This is a genomic window from Myxosarcina sp. GI1(2024) (assembly GCF_053543375.1).
The window spans coordinates 337,898-355,024 of the sequence record NZ_JBKGTY010000001.1 but is presented as its reverse complement, the minus strand read 5'-3'; the positions used below and the strand labels follow the sequence as shown (position 1 = coordinate 355,024).

Below are 17,127 nucleotides of genomic sequence, written 5' to 3'. Positions count from 1 at the left end.
AGCAAAGGTATTCTATCTTATTTTGTCTGTTTAAATTGTTTAAGTACCGTTAATAGTTGGCTCTAAAATAAAGAGGCGATCGCTTTATTTGACCAATATAATAAATATACAATTACAATGTCCTGTGGCGATCGCTATCTAGGTTTTGCAATAGACGTGCAAGAGAAATACTAACCCTTAACGCAAACTACCTGCTTAATAGTTGCTACGACTTCGACTAAATCCTGCTGCTGTTTCATTACCTGTTCGATTGGTTTATAAGCACCAGGAATTTCATCGATAATTCCGTTATCTTTACGACATTCTACTCCTTGTGTTTGAGCGATCGCATCTTCAATGGTAAATTGTCTTTTGGCTTGATTGCGAGACATCAAGCGTCCCGCACCGTGACTGCAACTACAGTAACTATCGTGGTTGCCCTTACCTTTAACGATATATGACTTGGCACCCATCGAACCAGGAATAATTCCGTAGTCCTCTTCTCTTGCCCTTACTGCACCCTTACGAGTAACGTAAACCTCTTCACCAAAATGAATCTCTCGTTCGGCATAATTATGATGGCAGTTTACCGACAGCAGAGGTTTAACTGGTTTGCCTCCAGTTACTTGCTGTTCGACAATTTGTTTGAAACGCGCCATCATTACATCGCGATTGAAACGGGCGTAATCTTGTGCCCACTGTAAGTCACGCCAATAGGCTTGAAACTCTGGCGTTCCAGTAACGAAATAGGCGAGCTCGGGGTCTGGCAGTTTAGTATCGGTTAACTTGGCGAGCTTTTTCCCCGTTTCGATATGACACTGTGCTAGTTTATTACCGATGTGGCGCGAACCCGAATGCAACATCAGCCAAACATAATCTTCCGTATCCAGACACAGTTCGATAAAGTGGTTGCCGCCACCTAAAGAACCCATTTGTTTTAAAGCTTTATTTTCTAAATCTTTTACTCCTGGATGCAAGTTAGAAAAATTCTGCCAATCCTGCCAGTTAGTCACCTGTTTTTCTACGGTTTTATTGGCAGACGTACCTACAGGAATTGCTTTTTCAATCGCTTGACGGACTTTTTTTAGCTTACCATCGAGGCGATCGCTTTTCATCGGCAATTTAATTGCCGCCATGCCGCAACCAATATCTACTCCCACCGCCGCCGGAATCACAGCATCTTTAGTGGCGATAACCGAACCTACCAGCGCACCTTTACCTAAATGCACGTCAGGCATCAAGGCAACATGCTTGAAGACAAAAGGCAGAGAAGCGACATTATGCGCCATTTGCATCTCTCGCTTGTCAAGCTGGTGGTTTGCCCACGATAAGACTGGTTTTGAGGTTGATAAGTTTAATTGTTCGTGTGGCATGTCAATTTAATATCGAGCACATTAATAATACAAAATTGGCTTAGATAAACGCAATCTCGTATTATTGTCATCTTAATTTAATTATTTAATAAGTAGCCTGGAATAACCGAACAGAAGGTAGTAAACGGATTAGCGTTTGTCGAATTTTAGTTGCTCTATATATATGTTTCAATCGTCGAGTGTATGGGATTTATCGGACATTGTCGGGCAGCAACTCTGGGGCGAAAATTAGCTATCTCGCTATCGCCCAGGTAAATTTGCCATTAAGAGAATCGTGAATGCAGAAGTGGCAATAGTAAGTGTGCCCCATACGGGTAACTCGCCCGGTGCCTCAACCGAACCCCGGACAATCGCAAGTGCTCCGTTCACCGCTAGTACGACTAAGTAGAGCGATCCCTGAATTGCTGCGATCGCAGCAATGAAGTATCCCCAAGGATGCCGATGCCATAACAAAATTCCCCCGATGCCAGTGCAGGAACCATCAAGGTCAGATCGAGAGCAGCAACTAGCTTGAATGCTTCAGGAGTTACAGGGGTCGACTGACCGCCAAAAATATGTCCGCCCCACATCATCAGCCAGACGAGGGTCAACCCAACCGCGACGAAAACCAGGTAGCCACCGATCGCTCTGACGGGAGTTTTAGCAGAGAACCGCCTAGCTACCTCAACCATATCCGTGCGCGAAAGCGCGAACATCAGGGTCACGATCGATAGGAGAAACAGCACGATATATATGGGATATATGGGGAAGAATGCATTTAGTGCTGCTCCAAACAAGTAGAACGCATAGTTGTATACACCATAGCCGAGCACGCCCAACCAAAGAAGTCTCCCGAGCACAAAATTATGCCTCTCGAGCCGGAGACTTACAGCCAGCAACGGTACACCGAGCACGAGGGTTATTAAATCGTTGCCAAACCAGGTCTCGCGTACATACCCCAAATCGCGATACTGGTCGGGAAAAACCAAGCCAAGCACAGATTGCCCAATCATAAAGATTAAAAGCATCAGAGAAAGATTATAGGGTGCTCTCATCAATGATTAATCTTCAATTAGTTGCCTTAATGCGATGATATTCGAGAAAAAGTTTAATTCACCTTTCATTTTAAAGTGAAGGAGACAGCAGTAATCTCTAATTTATAACTACGCTGAGTTAATTCTACAGCGATCGCTAGACCATCCCTCTGTACGCCACCACCACCAAAGAGATAATTATTGGTTAAATATCAATGTTTTCGCTTACTTGCGAACCTTTGTCATGAAATTTTGACTATAATAGAAGTACGTCTGAACTAAAAACTTAGACGAGGAAATAGTCAAACAAAATTTTCAGGCTAGGCTAACTAGTTAAGATAAAACCTTAAAAATTCAAATTGATTCGATTTTATCCAGAGTACTTCAGTTATAGATAGTATTTTCCCACTTAACATTGGGAGGAGGTTACTATGCTTACTAACAGTAAAACTGTGCCTATGGAATGGCTTTGGGAGATGGCACAAGAGTATCGAGACTGGCTCAAAAATAGTTCTTTTTATAGAATGGTTGCCTTAGCTTCCAGTTCCGAAGATTTTCAGTGGATTCGGCAACTTTATCATTTATCCTGCGACTTTACGGCAGCCACAGCTATTCGTTATGGCAAATGTGATGACCCTCGTTTTTGAGATGTCTTTGGCGAACACGCAGCAGAGGAAGTAGAGCACCCCAAAGAACTAGCTAATTGGATGAGAGAGTTTGGTTTCTTATCTTCTAGAGAAGCACCAACTAAGGTTGCACCCACTTTAGAAACTCTCGCCCTTGGTTCATATTTTATCCGTTCGGTAATACGAGAACCGATCGCCCATCAAATCATTACGCTTAACCTGATGACCGAGGGAATAGCTATCGACTTTTATAGTAGGATTAATCCTAAACTAGCCGAAATAGGTTTAACTCCCAAAGGCTACTGGCTAGTCCACCAAGAAGCCGACACCGAACATCAAACTTTGGGACTCGATTTAATTCCACAATGCGAAAAAGATTCGGTTCTTGGACAAAAATACGCACATACTGCTTGGGAAGTTGCTAGTCTTTGGAAACAGGTATTCGATTCATGGAGCAGTATTTCGATGAAACACAAGGTTCAAATTTCCGTTTCTGAAAAACTAGAGCTTAATTAAATGAATCGAGAATAATTTGAGAAATAGATTGAAGCTGCACAAACCTAACTTCTACAGTATCCACTGCATACTGTTCTCTTAAGAAGACGATTGGTTAGAGTCGAAAGGTTTACTTCCCTGTAGATAGATTTCCGTATTGGCTTCAACTTGGAAAACTTGCAAACACCGTGCGATCGCCTCGAGCGCTTTATAGCTCAACCGCCCCCATATTCTATGAAAACTCAACCGGTTAATACATTCTTCAATAGCTGATTGATTAAGTTTAACAAGTCTTAGGGACTTAATGGTCATAAGTTGTCACGTATATGTTTTCAAAAAAACTGCGATTTAATCAGACAGAGACATTTGACCCAGATAACCCGTAACAATACGACTACCATCTTTAAAAACATGAATTTCGGTTTGGTCGCTAGCCCAAGTAATTCGGTCTTGCAATGTAGGATTAAAGACATGAACTCGCTGATTGCTGGAAGAAACAGGAGAATCGGGAGAATTTATGGCTAAAGATTGAATATAAGCACCATCAATTAAAATATCGAGTTGAGCTAATAAATCCTGAGAACCAGCAGGAGCATATTCAGATTGCAGTTTCTCCAAAGTAAATCCAGTAAATGACATCACATTAAGTCCACTAGCTTTAACTTGACGAGCTACATCCGCTAAAGCTAGAGCTTGCCAAAAAGGTTCTCCTCCCGAAAAAGTAACGCCTTCATGGTTGGGATTACTAGTAATTTTCTCAACCAATGTATCTACTGCCATTAATTGATTGATTTCAAATGACCAAGAATCGGGATTAAAACAACCATGACATTCTCGCAAGCATCCCTGCAACCAGACTACAGCGCGACATCCAGGACCATTAACTTCTGACTCATCGACATAGCCCATAATATTGAGGTATCCAGGGGGAATTTCTATTAGTTCTAAATAAGGATTTTTCTTGATTTTCATTGGCTTCTCCATCTAAAAGTTAATCTTTTACAATGATTTTGCCGACCATTCCTGCCCCTCGATGAGGTTCGCAATGGTAGGGATAAGTTCCAGCAGGAGCATCGGAAAATGTTGTTTCATAGGAATCTCCCTTGGCAAAAAGCAGCTTTTTGTGAGAAATCTTGTCAGCTAGAGCTTTATCACCGTTAGGAACCTTATCGCTTTCAAAGACAACGTTATGGGGAGAAACTTGATTGATTACCCATTTGACAGTATCTCCCGATTTAATTTCTAAAGTTTCGGGGACAAATTTTAATTGACCAGTATCCGAACCCATCTTTACTGTGTAGGTTTCGGCAGCAACCGCAGGTGTCCAGAACATTACAGCAATTACAAATAAAAAGATAATTGATAGTAATCGATGCATTGTCAAACTCCTTTATAGTCAAGAATGAAAATTATTTGAGTAAATTACTTTAGAAACTATGAGCTTTGGGGAGCAACACTCTGCCACTCCAAAACTACTTCTGAGGGAATTGATAGCTGAATAGTGTTATCGTCTTTCATTGCCAAAGAGAGATTCAGTTTGATTAAAGGTAACTGAGAGAGGATATTTTGCAGATCGAATTCACCTACATTAGTAGCAGGGGCTTGTTCGGCAAACACATCTTCAGCCTTAAATGAGTCTCCCCGATCGGTGGTGATTTTTAATGGTCTAGGATGAGCAAAATCTGCCAACCCTGGAAAGTCCACTAACCGCAGATGGACCGTACTCGAACCATCTGCTTTGGTGCGTTTAAACAATACTACTTGCCAAGCATTACCTCGGTCGTCTTGAAGAGTATGTCGCGATTGAATTAATAGCTGTCCTGGTGCTTCTTCCATCTGACGAATTGAAGCTAAAGCTGGTTGAGTAGTAAGCTTATTAAAGCCGATGAACACCACTAGGACTATTGCACCAGTTAAAATCGACTTAGATAAAAATTGACGAATTCGATACCACATTAAGAATTGACCTTTTTAAATAAGTTAATAAGTTAATTTTTGTCCTTTGTCTTTCCTTGTATAATTAACGATCGATGACTGTCATATTATTCGGTTTCGAGATAGGGAATAAACACCGAATACATTCCCCGTAAGTCCCCGACATTAAAATTAAAAGCTAAATCTTGAGGATATTTATTTTTGATAAACTGAGGGCGAGCATTTTTACGACCATGACAGGCAAGACAGCTAGATTCAACCTTAATGCGACGATAGTAACGAGTACCTTGTTGACCATCGATAGTTTCTGAATCCCAAAATCCCATTAATTCAGGATCGTTTTGAAACTTAGCTAATGCCATAACAGCATGTAAATTGTCGGGTGCGTGGACTGGATTGCGATACTTAGTAGCAATCTGTTTGACTTGCCAGCCATTTTCTTGACTTAACTGTTTGGCTCTCATTCCTACTGGTTTACAGACTTCTTTAAAAGTCTCTCCTGTAGGTTCGGTGGTTGAATCTTTTAAGGTAGAAGCTAACCCAATCCGCATCGCGTCGAGATTTTCAACTTCCTGTACCGCTTTCGCTAACTGAACGGGATCGGTTTGAGCATTAGCAAGAGTAGGATTCGCAATTACAAACAGAATCATAACTACGAATCCCATTAAAATTCGGTTGAAATATTTCATATTCACTGTTTTAAATTTCAATGTTTTAAATCAATCACCAATGACAAAAAGCCAACATTTTTGGCAGAAGTTAAGTCTCTCTATGCAATTCTGCGAGCGTGTTTGACAGTCTGGCTTCAACCGCTTCTATTTCAGCAGCAGTTTTGTCTTCCAGTGCCATTGCCAAAAGAGACAAGCTAATTTCTACCGCATCATCTCGATCCATAATCAAACCCAATTCCTCCGCAGTAGCTAAAAGACTGGGTAGTTTTTGGGGATGTTCGACATCAAAAGTTAAGTGGACAGCAGAACGATCTTTTTGCCCCGGTTCTGGCTGGTCTTCTAAAATCGATACTTGATGACCCGTAACGGTAATGCTGGTGACATTGCTCATCGCTGTTAGCTTACCAGTTTTGAGGGGGTGGGTTACTAATTTAGTGGTCATGTCATACCTCCGATAGAGTTTCAGGGGTTTAATAATAAATTCTTTACTTCCAAATAAATTCTTTACTTCCAACCGTAGAGTTATAAGTTGAGGAAGTTATGAAGCAAGATAAATTTAGGATTCTGGCTCGATCTGGCGATCGCCCTCAGTACATAAATCGAGTAAATCTAGATCGATAATGCGATAATAACGACAGATACCAACTTGGCGATAAGCGACAACTCCTGCACTTTTTAGCAACTGTAGGTATTTGGAAACATTTGCTTGATTCAGCTTAGTGCAATCGCATATTTCACTGACACTACGTTCCTCGCGACAAATTGCTTTTAGAATTCGCAAACGACTCGCCTCGCTGAGGATTTTAAAACGGTCTGCCAGCTTTTCTAATTGATGGAGTTCCAGAGTCCTTTTCACTTCGAATTTAGCTATTTAACTAATTGAACAGCAAATTTTCAACTTTTAATCATCTCTTGATTTGTGACTGTCATTTTTCGACGATCTTCTTCCGATGGTTGGAAAGATTTCAGCATTGATAAGCCAAATAACAACCTCAATCCTAATTTTTCAAACCAAGGCATTCCCAATCCCCAGCGCATCTTGAGCAGAAAATATTCCTCAAAGGCTGCTTTAACCCAGTTCACCCAGCGTCCTTTGATGGCATAGGAATATCTCCGTTTGCCACTGATAGGATCGGGCAGTACGGGAGCAGCAATATAGGCAATACCAGTATTACCGTATTCGGCAAAGCATAGAGCTTCTAAGGTAGGTTTGGTTAAAGGTGCTCTAATTGCTCCTAATTCCACCGCAATATTGTGAGCCACTGCTACACTCATAGCTTCAGTCATTTCCCCACTTTTAGGTATGCCGATAGGAACAAGAGTTTTTTCTGGTTGTTTTAAATCTACGCTTATCCCCAAGGCATAAATAGAGGGAAAGTCTGGATGTCTTTGAGAAGGAAGTACGGAGATAAATCCTTTCTCGTTAGTTAATCCAGGTACTTCTCGCAGAAATTTAACTCCACTGAAAGACGGCAGGATCATCGAATATTTAAAAGGGAATTGACGACCATCAGCTAAGGTTATTATCTCGGCATCTATCTGGCTAATTCGAGCATTAGCAATTGCTTGAATTCCCCTTTCTGCCATTAATTCTGACGTTAATTTTTGAGCATTTTTGACCTTGCTGACACCCATATGTCCGATATAGGGTTCGGGAGTAAGGTAGGTAATGTATACTTGGTCTCTAATTGCCCGACGACGCAATTCCCAATCTGCCATCAAGATGTATTCGTAAGCAGGACCAAAACATCCAGCCCCTGGCATTGCCCCCACCACAATATTTCCCGGGTTTTCTAGAAATTCTAACCAAGCATCTCTCGCGTGCAGGGCATGATCGGGAGTACAGACAGACTGAGTAAAACCCCCATGAGGTCCTAGACCTGGTATTTCTTCAAAGGCTAAAGAAGCCCCTGTGGCGATCGCCAAATAATCGTAATTAATTATTTGGTTCTCTTCTACAGTAATTTTCTTGGTTTGAGGATCGAGCCTGGTGACTTTTCCCGATACCCATTCAATTCCTTGTTTACGTGCCAACCGACTTAAATCTAGTTGAATATGTTCGAGTGGGTTGAGGTTTAATGCCACTCTGATTAATCCTGGAATGAAAGTAAATTGAGGTTTGTCAGAAATCAGAGTTACAGTGTGTTCTTTAGGCAAATAATGCCTCAATTCATAGGCTGTAGGTAATCCACCTAATCCTCCTCCAATTACTACAACATTAGCCATCGATCTATTCCTCTTGCTGTTATTTGTTATTGGTTATTAGTCATTCATTCGAGCTAAAGTCAAGCTATGAGAGGCTAAATAACTATCTATACTTTTTAAACTTTATTTATAGTAGTATACAACCAATAAGTTATATAATGATATTATAGTAACTAATTTTAATAATTTGTCAAGTCAAGGCGATCGCCTATTACAAATTTTATTAAGTTAGCAAGACTTTGATATTTATCTTAAATACCATGATTTCTTTTCTAAGCTTCTAAGCATGGCTAGATTGAAATTGAGAATGGCTTGAGCAATGACTGCAACATTTAACAAAAATTAAGGGGTAGATTTTCAAATCTTACTTGTCTAAATTACCAGTTGGTTATATATTGATAATTAAGAACTGTAAACTTCCCCTCAACTGTTGAAAAATTCAGGAGGCATATAATCTTAATGAATCACTTCAGTAAAGTTTTAGATACATCCTTTGAAGGAGCGATCGCACAAGTAACCAACGCCCTGAGAGAAGAGGGCATGGGCATTTTGACCGAAATTGATGTCCGAGCTGCTTTTAAAAATAAACTCGATGTAGATTTTCGCCAATATAAAATTCTCGGTGCTTGTCATCCGTTGATTGCTTACCATATGCTCCAAACCGATGATAAAGCAGGAGTTTTCTATCCTTGCAATGTCGTCGTCCAAGAACATGAAGATGGCAGAGTTGAAGTATCGGCAGTCGATCCTTTAATGATGTTTTTGACCATACACAGTCCCCAAGCCAAAGAAATTGCTCTCGATGCCAGCCAAAAAATGCAGGCAGCAATGGAACGATTGGGTTCGCCTGAATTGGTCGCTCAAAGTTAGTTAGATAGGGTGCAAAGCAAAATAATTTAATTTAAGGAGAAAATAACCATGTTTAATAATTTAGGAACAGTAGATCCCATCATTCGTATTCTTTTAGCCACTGCTTTAGCTTATTTCGGGTTACTAGTTTATAGTAGTTCGGCTTTAGGTATTGGTTTAACTATTGCTGCTGTGGTTCTAGCCACTACTGCTTTAGCTGGTTCATGTATGCTTTATGGCTTGTTGGGCATCAATACTCGTAATCCCCAACAAAACTAGCAGAAGTAGTAAACTTACAAGATTTATATATGAGTCCGCAGATAAACACGGATGAACACAGATGATTTATTGGTTGAGTAAATCTACCAATAACCAAAGACAAATGACAAATGACAAATGACAATATTTTAGGAGGTGATATACATGGAAGGAAGTCTTCCCTTAGAAAGTCCATCCATGTCTCGCAGACAGTTACTAAATTTTTTGACTGGTGCAACCGTTGCTGCTACTGCTGGTGCAGCCCTTTATCCCGTGGGTAAATTTTTTATCCCACCGAAAGAAGTGGGTGAAGATGGTTCGATTATTGCTAAGGATATTAACGGGAATATTATTCCTGCTGGGCAAATTTTAGCAGAACCCCTAGGAACACGAGCATTAATCGCGGGATTAGCGGGAGAACCAACCTATCTTACTATCCAAGAAGATGGTACGCTGCATCCTTGGGGAATTGTGGATAACTGCACCCATCTAGGCTGTACTTTTCCCTGGAATCCCAACGACGAACAATTTCAATGTCCCTGTCATGGTTCTCGTTACGATCCTGAAGGGAGAGTAGTCAGAGGTCCTGCACCACTACCTTTGCAGCTTACTCATGTAAATGTTGAAGGAAACTATATTCGCATTTCTCCCTGGAAGGAAACCGACCCCCGCACAGGAGAAAAACCCTGGTGGGTTTAGTAATTATGTTTTTCTCCGTCGACAACTGAATCGCGGTGTTGACGGAAGAAACACTTTTGAGCAAGCAGATTGAAGCCTTAGCGCGGGTTCTCACTGATAATTCTCAGACAACAGTGCGATTAGTTACCAATCCCGAAAAAATGGTAATTAAGGAATGTTTACGCGCTCATGCCTATCTAAGCTTATATAACGTGGCAACTGACTTAGTTATTGCTAATCGCATTATTCCCGAACAAGTTAACGATCCTTTCTTCGCTCATTGGAAAGAAACTCAACAGCAATCTCGGCAAGAAATTAAGGAGAACTTTCATTCGTTACTGATTAAGGAAGTTCCGCTTTACACCGAAGAACTCTGTGGTTTGATGGAAACAGACTACTTGAGAATTCAGTTTGCTGCGGAAACTTTTATTCCTGAAGCAGCTTAAATATTTTGACCGCCCTTCGGGCAAGGCAGGAGGCAGAGGGCAGAGGACAGAAGGTTAAGGGAAGCTCGGACTCTTTCAAAATTCTTTTCATTATGTTCGTCACGAATGCCTGGGATTTGCCCAGCTTTTTCAACCACTATGTTGACACCAATGTTAAATAGGAGTGTCTATTATGACTACTATAATTCAACGTCGTTCCGAATTAGATTTTGACTCGATCTGGGAAAGGTTTTCTCGCTGGATTACCAGCACTGAAAATCGCATCTATCTCGGCTGGTTTAGTATGCTGATGATTCCTACTCTGCTAGTTGCTACTATCGTTTTTGCGATCGCTTTTGTGGCTGCTCCCTCTGTCGATCTCGATGGCATCAGAGAACCAGTCATTGGCTCGCTTTTAGGTGGTAATAATATAGCTACTGCTGCCGTTGTTCCTACTTCTGCTGCTATTGGTCTACATTTTTACCCTTTGTGGTCGGCTAATTCTGTAGCAGAATGGCTCTATAATGGCGGTCCTTATCAGCTAATTATCTTGCATTTTCTGATTGGCGTTTGGGCTTATTTAGGAAGACTGTGGGAATTATCTTATCGCTTGGGAATGCGTCCCTGGATTGCCGTGGCTTTTTCTGCCCCAGCAGCAGCAGTAACTTCAGTCTTGTTGGTTTATCCCATCGGTCAAGGTAGCTTTTCGGCGGGAATGCCTTTAGGAATCACTAGTACTTTTAACTTTATGCTGGCACTACAAGCCGATCACAACGTCTTAATGCACCCATTCCATATGCTAGGGGTAGCTGGAGTGTTGGGAGGAGCATTATTAAGTGTAATGCACGGTTCTTTAGTAACTTCCAGTTTGATTCGAGAAACTACAGAAGTTGAATCTGTTAATAAAGACTATAAATTCGGTCAGAAAGAAGTGACCTATAACTTATTAGCTGGTCATGTCGGCTATCTGGGTCGATTACTTATTCCCTCCCTATCTTTCCGTAACTCCCGCTCGGTACATTTCCTCTTAGCAGCTTTGCCCACTATTGGCATTTGGTTTGCTGCGGTAGGAATCGGTACTATGGCTTTTAATCTCAATGAGTTTAATTTCAATCAATCCATACTCGACAGTAGTGGCAAACCAATTCCAACCAATGCAGATTTACTCAACCGCGCTAACATAGGAATCCAAGAAATGTACGCTCCCAACACCCATGATTTTCCGAAGTTGCTCTAGCATTAAACCTCGAAGCAACAAGACAATAGAGAGAGGTTGAAAGAAGCTAGTTTGCAAGTCTTTCCCTCCTCTCTCTTTACCCTTTAAGTATTGTTCCACCAGAAAGTAAATTAACCTTTCAATTAATAGGAATAAAAATGGGGAATAGGAAAGGGATTGATGCGTCGTTTAGAGAACAAAGGAATTGAAGGAGTCGTAACTTTGGAAAGCGCTCCAGATTTAGCTGTTATTTCCTCCCTGGAAAATTCCTTAGTTAGAGAAATATCTAAACCTCAAGTAAAAGAACGCAAACATCTTAGTGTACACAACCATCAACATCGTCGCAGACACCTCCATAACTGTAGTTAGGCAGAAAATTTTAATTTATTTTTAATAGAGTTTTAATGACATGACATCTATTACAGATTCTCAATCACAAGTTATTGACCTATCACCAGAAGAGTTTAACCAGCTACTCAACCCGCCACGGTTAATTGATGTTTGCAGTAGCGTGGAATATAGGATGTTTCATGCTCCAAATGCTATCAACCTCAGTCTGCCTCGCATTTCGATGGGGAGCAATTCTTGGCTGCGTCGTTGGGTTTTACCTCAGTGGTTTCAAGAGTTATCTAAAGATGAACCTGTAGCCCTAATTTGTTTAACTGCCCACCGTAGCCCAATTGCTGATAACCAACTTATCAAAGCTGGATTTACCAGAGTTTATAACATTACAGGAGGCATGATGGAGTGGCGAAAATTGGGACTTGCTACTTGCAAAGGAAAATAAGCTTAAGCTCATAACTTCCTCAAATTAATTAAATATTATCGGTCTAATTACTGGCATTTGCTCGAACTTGCCAGCACAAATAATTCAGACAGATCGATTATTAGAGGAAAACAAGATGAACTTTGAAATTCCTGAAACAATTAAAACTTGGTCACAATTTTTCCACCCCGTCTTGATGTGGATCTTATTCGCCACTGCCATATATGCTCTGTATCTTGGATGGCAAATTCGCCGTACCCGTAATGCTCCCAAAGAACTCCGCCAAGAACTGGTGAAGCAAAATTTTAGTGACAGACATCATCGAATTGGTTCAATTTTATTGGCTTTGATGGTATTAGGAGCTTTAGGCGGAATGGCAGTGACTTACATTAACAATGGCAAATTGATAATTGGACCTCATCTCTTTGTGGGTTTGAGCATGGTAGGACTTATTGCTACCTCTGCTTCTTTAGTTCCATACATGCAAAAGGGAAATGACTTAGCTCGTTATAGTCATATCTCCCTCAACGCAATACTTTTAGTATTATTTAGCTGGCAGGCAATTACAGGAGTACAGATCGTACAAAAAATTGTTAGTAATCTATAGTTTTTTACCAAAGAGCGATCGCTGTCCTCTGCCTTCAATGAAAATACCGCTTCAACCTTATCTAATGAAAAAGAATTTAAGCTCATGTGGAAAATATTATCCGCCCTAAAACAAAATTTAGTTTGGTCTGTTCCCGCCTTTATGATTGTAGGAATTATCTTTGGTGCGTTGGCTGAGGCGAGTTTTCTCAAAGCAGCGATCGTTCCCCTGACTTTTTTGATGGTTTATCCGATGATGATTAACCTTCAGATTGCCAAAGTCTTTGCAGGAGGAGATTTTAAACTACAAACTATTACTCAAATAATTAACTTTGCGATCGTACCATTCTTCGCTTTTGGCATTGGCAAATTGTTTTTTAGCGATCGCCCGTTAGTTTTATTGGGATTATTACTCACTTCCCTTCTACCCACAAGTGGCATGACCATTTCTTGGACTGGTTTTGCCAAGGGTAATCTCAATGCTGCAATTAAGATGACGGTAATTGGTTTGATTGTGGGTTCTTTGGCGACTCCTCTTTACGCTAAATTGTTGATGGGGACAGTAGTAGAAATTCCTTTAATAGATATCTTTAAACAAATTGTCATTATTGTCTTTCTGCCGATGCTGTTGGGATTTGTGACCAAAAAAGTCCTGATTGCTACGGTAGGAGAGAGTAAATATAACAAAAATCTCAAACAAAAGTTTCCCGTCTTTTCTACCATTGGCGTATTGGGTATCGTGTTTGTGGCAATGGCACTAAAAGCTAAATCCATTGTCAGCAATCCTTTGGCAGTTTTATCTTTCTTCGTCCCACTGTTAATTATCTACGGTTTCAATTTTGTTTTAAGTACCCTCATTGGTAAGGCTTTGTTCAATCGAGGCGATGCGATCGCTCTGGTGTACGGTACGGTGATGCGGAATCTCTCTATTGCTCTAGCGATTGCCATTACCGTATTTGGTTCGGAACGAGGCTCGGAAATTGCTCTAATCATTGCTATGGGATACATTATACAAGTTCAATCGGCAGCTTGGTATGTCAAGCTAACCGACAAAATTTTTGGCGTACCTGTCATAGAAGCACAACTTGAATAAGGTGATTTCAGAATTCGGAATTCAGAGTTTTGGAGTAAAAATAATGAGACATAGACATAAAAATAGCAAATGTAACAAACTACATTCAAACCATTGGTCAACAGCAGGAGTTTGTTTAGCTTTAATGTCCAGCACAGCCTCAACTTCTCCAGCAGAGGTAGCTACCAACACCAGTTTAGATGACAAAACCCAACAGGCAATAATTAATGCAATTAATGATGAGTATTATGCGCCTGCCTTCTACAATGCGGTGATGGATAAGTTTGGCGAGATCCGTCCTTTACTCAACTACGTTATATGTTTCCCAAAATAAGCACAAAGTAGCATTTGAAAGTTGCCTCAAATCAAGAGCTGCAAAATTATAAATTATCAATATAAATTATGAATCTATCGACAATACAAAAACGTCTATTTGCCTGGGGCATGGAAAAAGCTAATGATGCTGATGCAGATAAAATCAAACTAATTGATTGTCCTGAGTATCAGAGCTTAGGAGAACTCAAACAGGCATTGCTAGGCAATTTAAAGTATCAAGTTTTAGAAATTGGTCCTGGTGCGGGTTCGAGTCTTGCTTATTATCCCAAAGACATTAATTGGATTGGTATCGAACCCAATCCCTTCATGCACCCATACTTAGAACGAGAAGCATCGAAACTAGGACTAGTTAACATCAAATTGCTTTCAGGAATAGCAGAAGATTTACCCGTAGAAGATGAAAGTATCGATACCGTAGTCAGCACCCACGTTCTCTGTTCTGTATCAGATTTACAGGCTAGCCTTCAAGAAATTAAGCGCGTTCTCAAACCAGGAGGTCACTTTATCTTTATCGAACACGTAGGAGGAGAATGTGGTACTTGGACGCGAAGAGTTCAAAATAGAGTTAATCCAATTTGGAAAAATTTGTTTGATAACTGTCATCTAAACCGCGAAACCTGGAAGATTCTCGAACAGAGTAGGCTAGAGACAGTTAATTACTACGAGTTTAAACTAGCTATTCCCTTAGTCAGTCCTCATATTGCTGGGATAGTTAGGAAAAAATCGGTCGCAATAGAGCAACAAGATTCTAGAAATCTAATTGTCAATCAAAGCTAAATTTACAGGCAAGATTATGGCTTTTAAGAAAATTTTAGTCCCCCTCGTTCGTTCTGAATCGGCAGAAACAATATTCAAAGAGGCACTGAAACTGGCTCATGACAATAATAGTAAGCTGATGTTATTTCATAGTATCGATTGGGACATGGGGGAACATTTTGCTTCCTTTCCCGAGATTGAAGCAGAAGTAGATTTCTCTGGTGCTTTCATTCAGGCTCAACAAGAGAGATTACAACAGGAACTCCAAGAGAGTAAAGACTGGTTGCAAACTTATGTCGAACAAGCAACTGTTCGAGGTATTCCCACCGAGTCACAATGCGAAGTCGGTCATCCTGGAGCTCTGATTAGAAATTGGGCAAAGGATTGGAACGCCGATTTAATTGTAATGGGACGCAGGGGACTCAGCAGTCTTCAAGAAGTATTTCTCGGCAGTGTTAGTAACTATATACTGCATCACGCTCCCTGTTCTGTTTTGATTGTCCATGGAGAATAATCGAACCCCGATAGGAGTTATCGCTCTGCAAATACTCGGATATGATAAACTTAAAGACTTTCCTCCGAGGATTGAGTGTAGAAGGCATTAGGTGAAGAGTTAGAGTGTAACTATAAGCGAAGGTCGTCAGGACATGGCGACTGCCGCCATTATTGACAGTCAATCAGGGTGTAAACTCACTCTTATACTGTTTTATAAGTTTTGTCAGTCAACCAGGTTGAATCGTCTTACCGCTTAATGTTTTATTTATATCCCTCTTATGTCACTCTCCGAGTAGTAAAATAAAGGACTAGAAAAACAAAATTGCTAGAGAGTACATAGTGCAATGGATGTAGAGTTACAAATTCTCAAACATTTAGCCAGAGATGCACGACCGACAGTATCGGTGATTGACGAATATTGTAGCAGCTACAAAGACTTATTCCCTGAAGTAAGAAGTTACGAGTGTTTTAAGTACTTACATTTAGGAATTGTCTCACCAATTAAGAGAAAATCACTCCCAGAAATAGCGAAAATAGTAGGTATTAATTCAGCGCAATCACTACATCATTTTTTAGCTAAGTCCCCTTGGTCAATAATTGAGATTCGAAAACGAAGATTATCAAAAACACTTTCGGCATTATCAGGGAAGAAAATAACAGTAGTCATTGATGAAACAGGAGATAGAAAGAAAGGAAAAAAAACCGACTACGTAGCGCGGCAATACTTAGGAAGTATTGGCAAGATAGACCAGGGGATAGTTACAGTAAATAGCTATGGGATATACGACAATATTACTTTTCCTTTAATGTTGAAAGTTTTTAAACCGAAAGGAACATTAAAACCAGGGGATAAATATCAAACCAAGATTGAATTAGCTGCCGAAATAATCGAAGAACTAATAGATTTTGAGTTTGAGATTGAATTAGTATTAGCAGACAGTTTGTATGGAGAAAGCAGTTATTTCATACAGACATTAGACAAACCTAAATTGCCTTGGGTCTTAGCAATTAGGAATAATCACGGGGTTTGGATGCCTCATAATCAAAAAGTTAGAGCTAATAAATGGTGTGAATTTGAAAGAATTTTTAGTAATCAAAATTCAGAAATCAGATATGTTAGAGAAATTGTTTTTGGTCGCAGATGTTGGAGAACCTACTGGGAATTAACTACTAACCCCGAAACCATGCCAGAGAATTCTACATCCTTTGTTATGACTAATCTTACTGACAAAAGAAGTCAAATTAAGCAACGTCTTGGTAATCTTTATGGATTGAGAACCTGGGTTGAATATGGATTTCGACAGTGCAAACAAGAGTTAGGTTGGACAGATTACCGTTTCACTAAATTCGAACAAATTGAAAGGTGGTGGGAAATTATTTTCTCAGCTTACGGG

General features: G+C 40.3%; 22 protein-coding genes and 3 pseudogenes. 15 read left to right on the top strand and 10 right to left on the bottom strand.

Annotated features, from left to right (window positions below; all coding sequences use genetic code 11):
• Window positions 1-170 precede the first annotated feature (170 nt).
• The 3 genes from ACLFKQ_RS01820 to ACLFKQ_RS01810 form a co-directional block, all read right to left on the bottom strand.
• Window positions 171-1,352 (bottom strand): RtcB family protein, encoded by a 1,182-nt coding sequence (locus tag ACLFKQ_RS01820; RefSeq protein ID WP_448998211.1) that lies wholly within the window; start codon window positions 1,350-1,352, stop codon window positions 171-173.
• Window positions 1,353-1,592: 240 nt separating this feature from the next.
• Complete coding sequence (locus ACLFKQ_RS01815) at window positions 1,593-1,721, bottom strand: hypothetical protein (RefSeq protein ID WP_448998210.1); 129 nt, start codon at window positions 1,719-1,721, stop codon at window positions 1,593-1,595.
• Window positions 1,722-1,732: 11 nt separating this feature from the next.
• Window positions 1,733-2,077 carry a hypothetical protein gene (locus ACLFKQ_RS01810; RefSeq protein ID WP_448998209.1) on the bottom strand — a complete coding sequence of 115 codons (345 nt, stop codon included), beginning with the start codon at window positions 2,075-2,077 and terminating at the stop codon, window positions 1,733-1,735.
• 719 nt (window positions 2,078-2,796) lie between these two features.
• On the opposite strand from ACLFKQ_RS01810, the gene ACLFKQ_RS01805 reads away from it, so the two are divergent.
• Both ACLFKQ_RS01805 and ACLFKQ_RS01800 read left to right on the top strand, forming a co-directional pair.
• Window positions 2,797-3,012, top strand: coding sequence for a hypothetical protein (locus ACLFKQ_RS01805; RefSeq protein ID WP_448998208.1), 216 nt, complete (start codon window positions 2,797-2,799; stop codon window positions 3,010-3,012).
• 36 nt (window positions 3,013-3,048) lie between these two features.
• Window positions 3,049-3,507 (top strand): annotated as a pseudogene (locus tag ACLFKQ_RS01800) (iron-containing redox enzyme family protein); the annotation flags it as partial.
• A gap of 327 nt (window positions 3,508-3,834) precedes the next feature.
• Here ACLFKQ_RS01800 and ACLFKQ_RS01795 read toward each other — a convergent pair.
• From ACLFKQ_RS01795 to ACLFKQ_RS01765, 7 genes are all read right to left on the bottom strand, one after another.
• A complete protein-coding gene (locus ACLFKQ_RS01795; protein WP_448998207.1) occupies window positions 3,835-4,458 on the bottom strand; it encodes a 4Fe-4S single cluster domain-containing protein in 624 nt (207 codons plus the stop codon).
• A 19-nt stretch (window positions 4,459-4,477) separates the two neighbouring features.
• A complete protein-coding gene (petE, locus tag ACLFKQ_RS01790; protein WP_448998206.1) occupies window positions 4,478-4,864 on the bottom strand; it encodes a plastocyanin in 387 nt (128 codons plus the stop codon).
• A 56-nt stretch (window positions 4,865-4,920) separates the two neighbouring features.
• Window positions 4,921-5,442 (bottom strand): DUF3122 domain-containing protein, encoded by a 522-nt coding sequence (locus tag ACLFKQ_RS01785; protein WP_448998205.1) that lies wholly within the window; start codon window positions 5,440-5,442, stop codon window positions 4,921-4,923.
• A gap of 86 nt (window positions 5,443-5,528) precedes the next feature.
• Window positions 5,529-6,071: a Tll0287-like domain-containing protein gene (locus ACLFKQ_RS01780; RefSeq protein WP_448999432.1), complete on the bottom strand. Its 543-nt coding sequence runs from the start codon at window positions 6,069-6,071 to the stop codon at window positions 5,529-5,531.
• 109 nt (window positions 6,072-6,180) lie between these two features.
• Complete coding sequence (locus ACLFKQ_RS01775) at window positions 6,181-6,534, bottom strand: hypothetical protein (RefSeq protein WP_448998204.1); 354 nt, start codon at window positions 6,532-6,534, stop codon at window positions 6,181-6,183.
• 114 nt (window positions 6,535-6,648) lie between these two features.
• Complete coding sequence (locus ACLFKQ_RS01770) at window positions 6,649-6,948, bottom strand: ArsR/SmtB family transcription factor (protein WP_448998203.1); 300 nt, start codon at window positions 6,946-6,948, stop codon at window positions 6,649-6,651.
• 38 nt (window positions 6,949-6,986) lie between these two features.
• Window positions 6,987-8,318 carry an NAD(P)/FAD-dependent oxidoreductase gene (locus ACLFKQ_RS01765; protein ID WP_448998202.1) on the bottom strand — a complete coding sequence of 444 codons (1,332 nt, stop codon included), beginning with the start codon at window positions 8,316-8,318 and terminating at the stop codon, window positions 6,987-6,989.
• A 438-nt stretch (window positions 8,319-8,756) separates the two neighbouring features.
• On the opposite strand from ACLFKQ_RS01765, the gene ACLFKQ_RS01760 reads away from it, so the two are divergent.
• The 13 genes and pseudogenes from ACLFKQ_RS01760 to ACLFKQ_RS01700 all read left to right on the top strand — a co-directional run.
• Window positions 8,757-9,167 (top strand): DUF302 domain-containing protein, encoded by a 411-nt coding sequence (locus tag ACLFKQ_RS01760; RefSeq protein ID WP_448998201.1) that lies wholly within the window; start codon window positions 8,757-8,759, stop codon window positions 9,165-9,167.
• Window positions 9,168-9,215: 48 nt separating this feature from the next.
• Window positions 9,216-9,425, top strand: coding sequence for a YgaP family membrane protein (locus ACLFKQ_RS01755; protein ID WP_448998200.1), 210 nt, complete (start codon window positions 9,216-9,218; stop codon window positions 9,423-9,425).
• 144 nt (window positions 9,426-9,569) lie between these two features.
• Complete coding sequence (gene petC, locus ACLFKQ_RS01750) at window positions 9,570-10,103, top strand: cytochrome b6-f complex iron-sulfur subunit (RefSeq protein ID WP_448998199.1); 534 nt, start codon at window positions 9,570-9,572, stop codon at window positions 10,101-10,103.
• Window positions 10,104-10,165: 62 nt separating this feature from the next.
• Window positions 10,166-10,486: pseudogene (locus ACLFKQ_RS01745) on the top strand (ArsA-related P-loop ATPase); the annotation flags it as partial.
• Window positions 10,487-10,700: 214 nt separating this feature from the next.
• A complete protein-coding gene (locus tag ACLFKQ_RS01740) occupies window positions 10,701-11,744 on the top strand; it encodes a Photosystem Q(B) protein 1 (protein ID WP_448998198.1) in 1,044 nt (347 codons plus the stop codon).
• A gap of 159 nt (window positions 11,745-11,903) precedes the next feature.
• The gene (locus ACLFKQ_RS01735) at window positions 11,904-12,092 is read left to right on the top strand and encodes a hypothetical protein (protein ID WP_448998197.1); all 189 of its coding nucleotides are present in this window, start codon (window positions 11,904-11,906) and stop codon (window positions 12,090-12,092) included.
• A gap of 40 nt (window positions 12,093-12,132) precedes the next feature.
• Window positions 12,133-12,510: a rhodanese-like domain-containing protein gene (locus tag ACLFKQ_RS01730; protein WP_448998196.1), complete on the top strand. Its 378-nt coding sequence runs from the start codon at window positions 12,133-12,135 to the stop codon at window positions 12,508-12,510.
• 115 nt (window positions 12,511-12,625) lie between these two features.
• Window positions 12,626-13,096: a DUF4079 domain-containing protein gene (locus ACLFKQ_RS01725; protein WP_448998195.1), complete on the top strand. Its 471-nt coding sequence runs from the start codon at window positions 12,626-12,628 to the stop codon at window positions 13,094-13,096.
• An 84-nt stretch (window positions 13,097-13,180) separates the two neighbouring features.
• Entirely contained in the window at window positions 13,181-14,167 is a 987-nt protein-coding gene (locus ACLFKQ_RS01720) for an arsenic resistance protein (protein WP_448998194.1), read from the top strand.
• 124 nt (window positions 14,168-14,291) lie between these two features.
• Complete coding sequence (locus ACLFKQ_RS01715) at window positions 14,292-14,480, top strand: hypothetical protein (RefSeq protein ID WP_448998193.1); 189 nt, start codon at window positions 14,292-14,294, stop codon at window positions 14,478-14,480.
• 68 nt (window positions 14,481-14,548) lie between these two features.
• The gene (locus ACLFKQ_RS01710; RefSeq protein ID WP_448998192.1) at window positions 14,549-15,259 is read left to right on the top strand and encodes a class I SAM-dependent methyltransferase; all 711 of its coding nucleotides are present in this window, start codon (window positions 14,549-14,551) and stop codon (window positions 15,257-15,259) included.
• Window positions 15,260-15,275: 16 nt separating this feature from the next.
• Window positions 15,276-15,752, top strand: a complete 477-nt coding sequence (locus ACLFKQ_RS01705) for a universal stress protein (RefSeq protein WP_448998191.1) — start codon at window positions 15,276-15,278, stop codon at window positions 15,750-15,752.
• A gap of 325 nt (window positions 15,753-16,077) precedes the next feature.
• Window positions 16,078-17,124, top strand: a pseudogene (locus ACLFKQ_RS01700) (IS701 family transposase); the annotation flags it as partial.
• Between the last annotated feature and the right edge of the window lie 3 nt (window positions 17,125-17,127).

What these genes read in the sequence shown, in the direction of transcription:
- ACLFKQ_RS01820 (WP_448998211.1), bottom strand. Translation starts at nt 1,352, where the DNA reads ATGCCACACGAACAATTAAACTTATCAACCTCAAAACCAGTCTTATCG.
- ACLFKQ_RS01805 (WP_448998208.1), top strand. Translation starts at nt 2,797, where the DNA reads ATGCTTACTAACAGTAAAACTGTGCCTATGGAATGGCTTTGGGAGATG.
- ACLFKQ_RS01795 (WP_448998207.1), bottom strand. Translation starts at nt 4,458, where the DNA reads ATGAAAATCAAGAAAAATCCTTATTTAGAACTAATAGAAATTCCCCCT.
- petE (WP_448998206.1), bottom strand. Translation starts at nt 4,864, where the DNA reads ATGCATCGATTACTATCAATTATCTTTTTATTTGTAATTGCTGTAATG.
- ACLFKQ_RS01785 (WP_448998205.1), bottom strand. Translation starts at nt 5,442, where the DNA reads ATGTGGTATCGAATTCGTCAATTTTTATCTAAGTCGATTTTAACTGGT.
- ACLFKQ_RS01780 (WP_448999432.1), bottom strand. Translation starts at nt 6,071, where the DNA reads ATGATTCTGTTTGTAATTGCGAATCCTACTCTTGCTAATGCTCAAACC.
- ACLFKQ_RS01775 (WP_448998204.1), bottom strand. Translation starts at nt 6,534, where the DNA reads ATGACCACTAAATTAGTAACCCACCCCCTCAAAACTGGTAAGCTAACA.
- ACLFKQ_RS01765 (WP_448998202.1), bottom strand. Translation starts at nt 8,318, where the DNA reads ATGGCTAATGTTGTAGTAATTGGAGGAGGATTAGGTGGATTACCTACA.
- ACLFKQ_RS01760 (WP_448998201.1), top strand. Translation starts at nt 8,757, where the DNA reads ATGAATCACTTCAGTAAAGTTTTAGATACATCCTTTGAAGGAGCGATC.
- ACLFKQ_RS01755 (WP_448998200.1), top strand. Translation starts at nt 9,216, where the DNA reads ATGTTTAATAATTTAGGAACAGTAGATCCCATCATTCGTATTCTTTTA.
- petC (WP_448998199.1), top strand. Translation starts at nt 9,570, where the DNA reads ATGGAAGGAAGTCTTCCCTTAGAAAGTCCATCCATGTCTCGCAGACAG.
- ACLFKQ_RS01740 (WP_448998198.1), top strand. Translation starts at nt 10,701, where the DNA reads ATGACTACTATAATTCAACGTCGTTCCGAATTAGATTTTGACTCGATC.
- ACLFKQ_RS01735 (WP_448998197.1), top strand. Translation starts at nt 11,904, where the DNA reads ATGCGTCGTTTAGAGAACAAAGGAATTGAAGGAGTCGTAACTTTGGAA.
- ACLFKQ_RS01730 (WP_448998196.1), top strand. Translation starts at nt 12,133, where the DNA reads ATGACATCTATTACAGATTCTCAATCACAAGTTATTGACCTATCACCA.
- ACLFKQ_RS01725 (WP_448998195.1), top strand. Translation starts at nt 12,626, where the DNA reads ATGAACTTTGAAATTCCTGAAACAATTAAAACTTGGTCACAATTTTTC.
- ACLFKQ_RS01720 (WP_448998194.1), top strand. Translation starts at nt 13,181, where the DNA reads ATGTGGAAAATATTATCCGCCCTAAAACAAAATTTAGTTTGGTCTGTT.
- ACLFKQ_RS01715 (WP_448998193.1), top strand. Translation starts at nt 14,292, where the DNA reads ATGTCCAGCACAGCCTCAACTTCTCCAGCAGAGGTAGCTACCAACACC.
- ACLFKQ_RS01710 (WP_448998192.1), top strand. Translation starts at nt 14,549, where the DNA reads ATGAATCTATCGACAATACAAAAACGTCTATTTGCCTGGGGCATGGAA.
- ACLFKQ_RS01705 (WP_448998191.1), top strand. Translation starts at nt 15,276, where the DNA reads ATGGCTTTTAAGAAAATTTTAGTCCCCCTCGTTCGTTCTGAATCGGCA.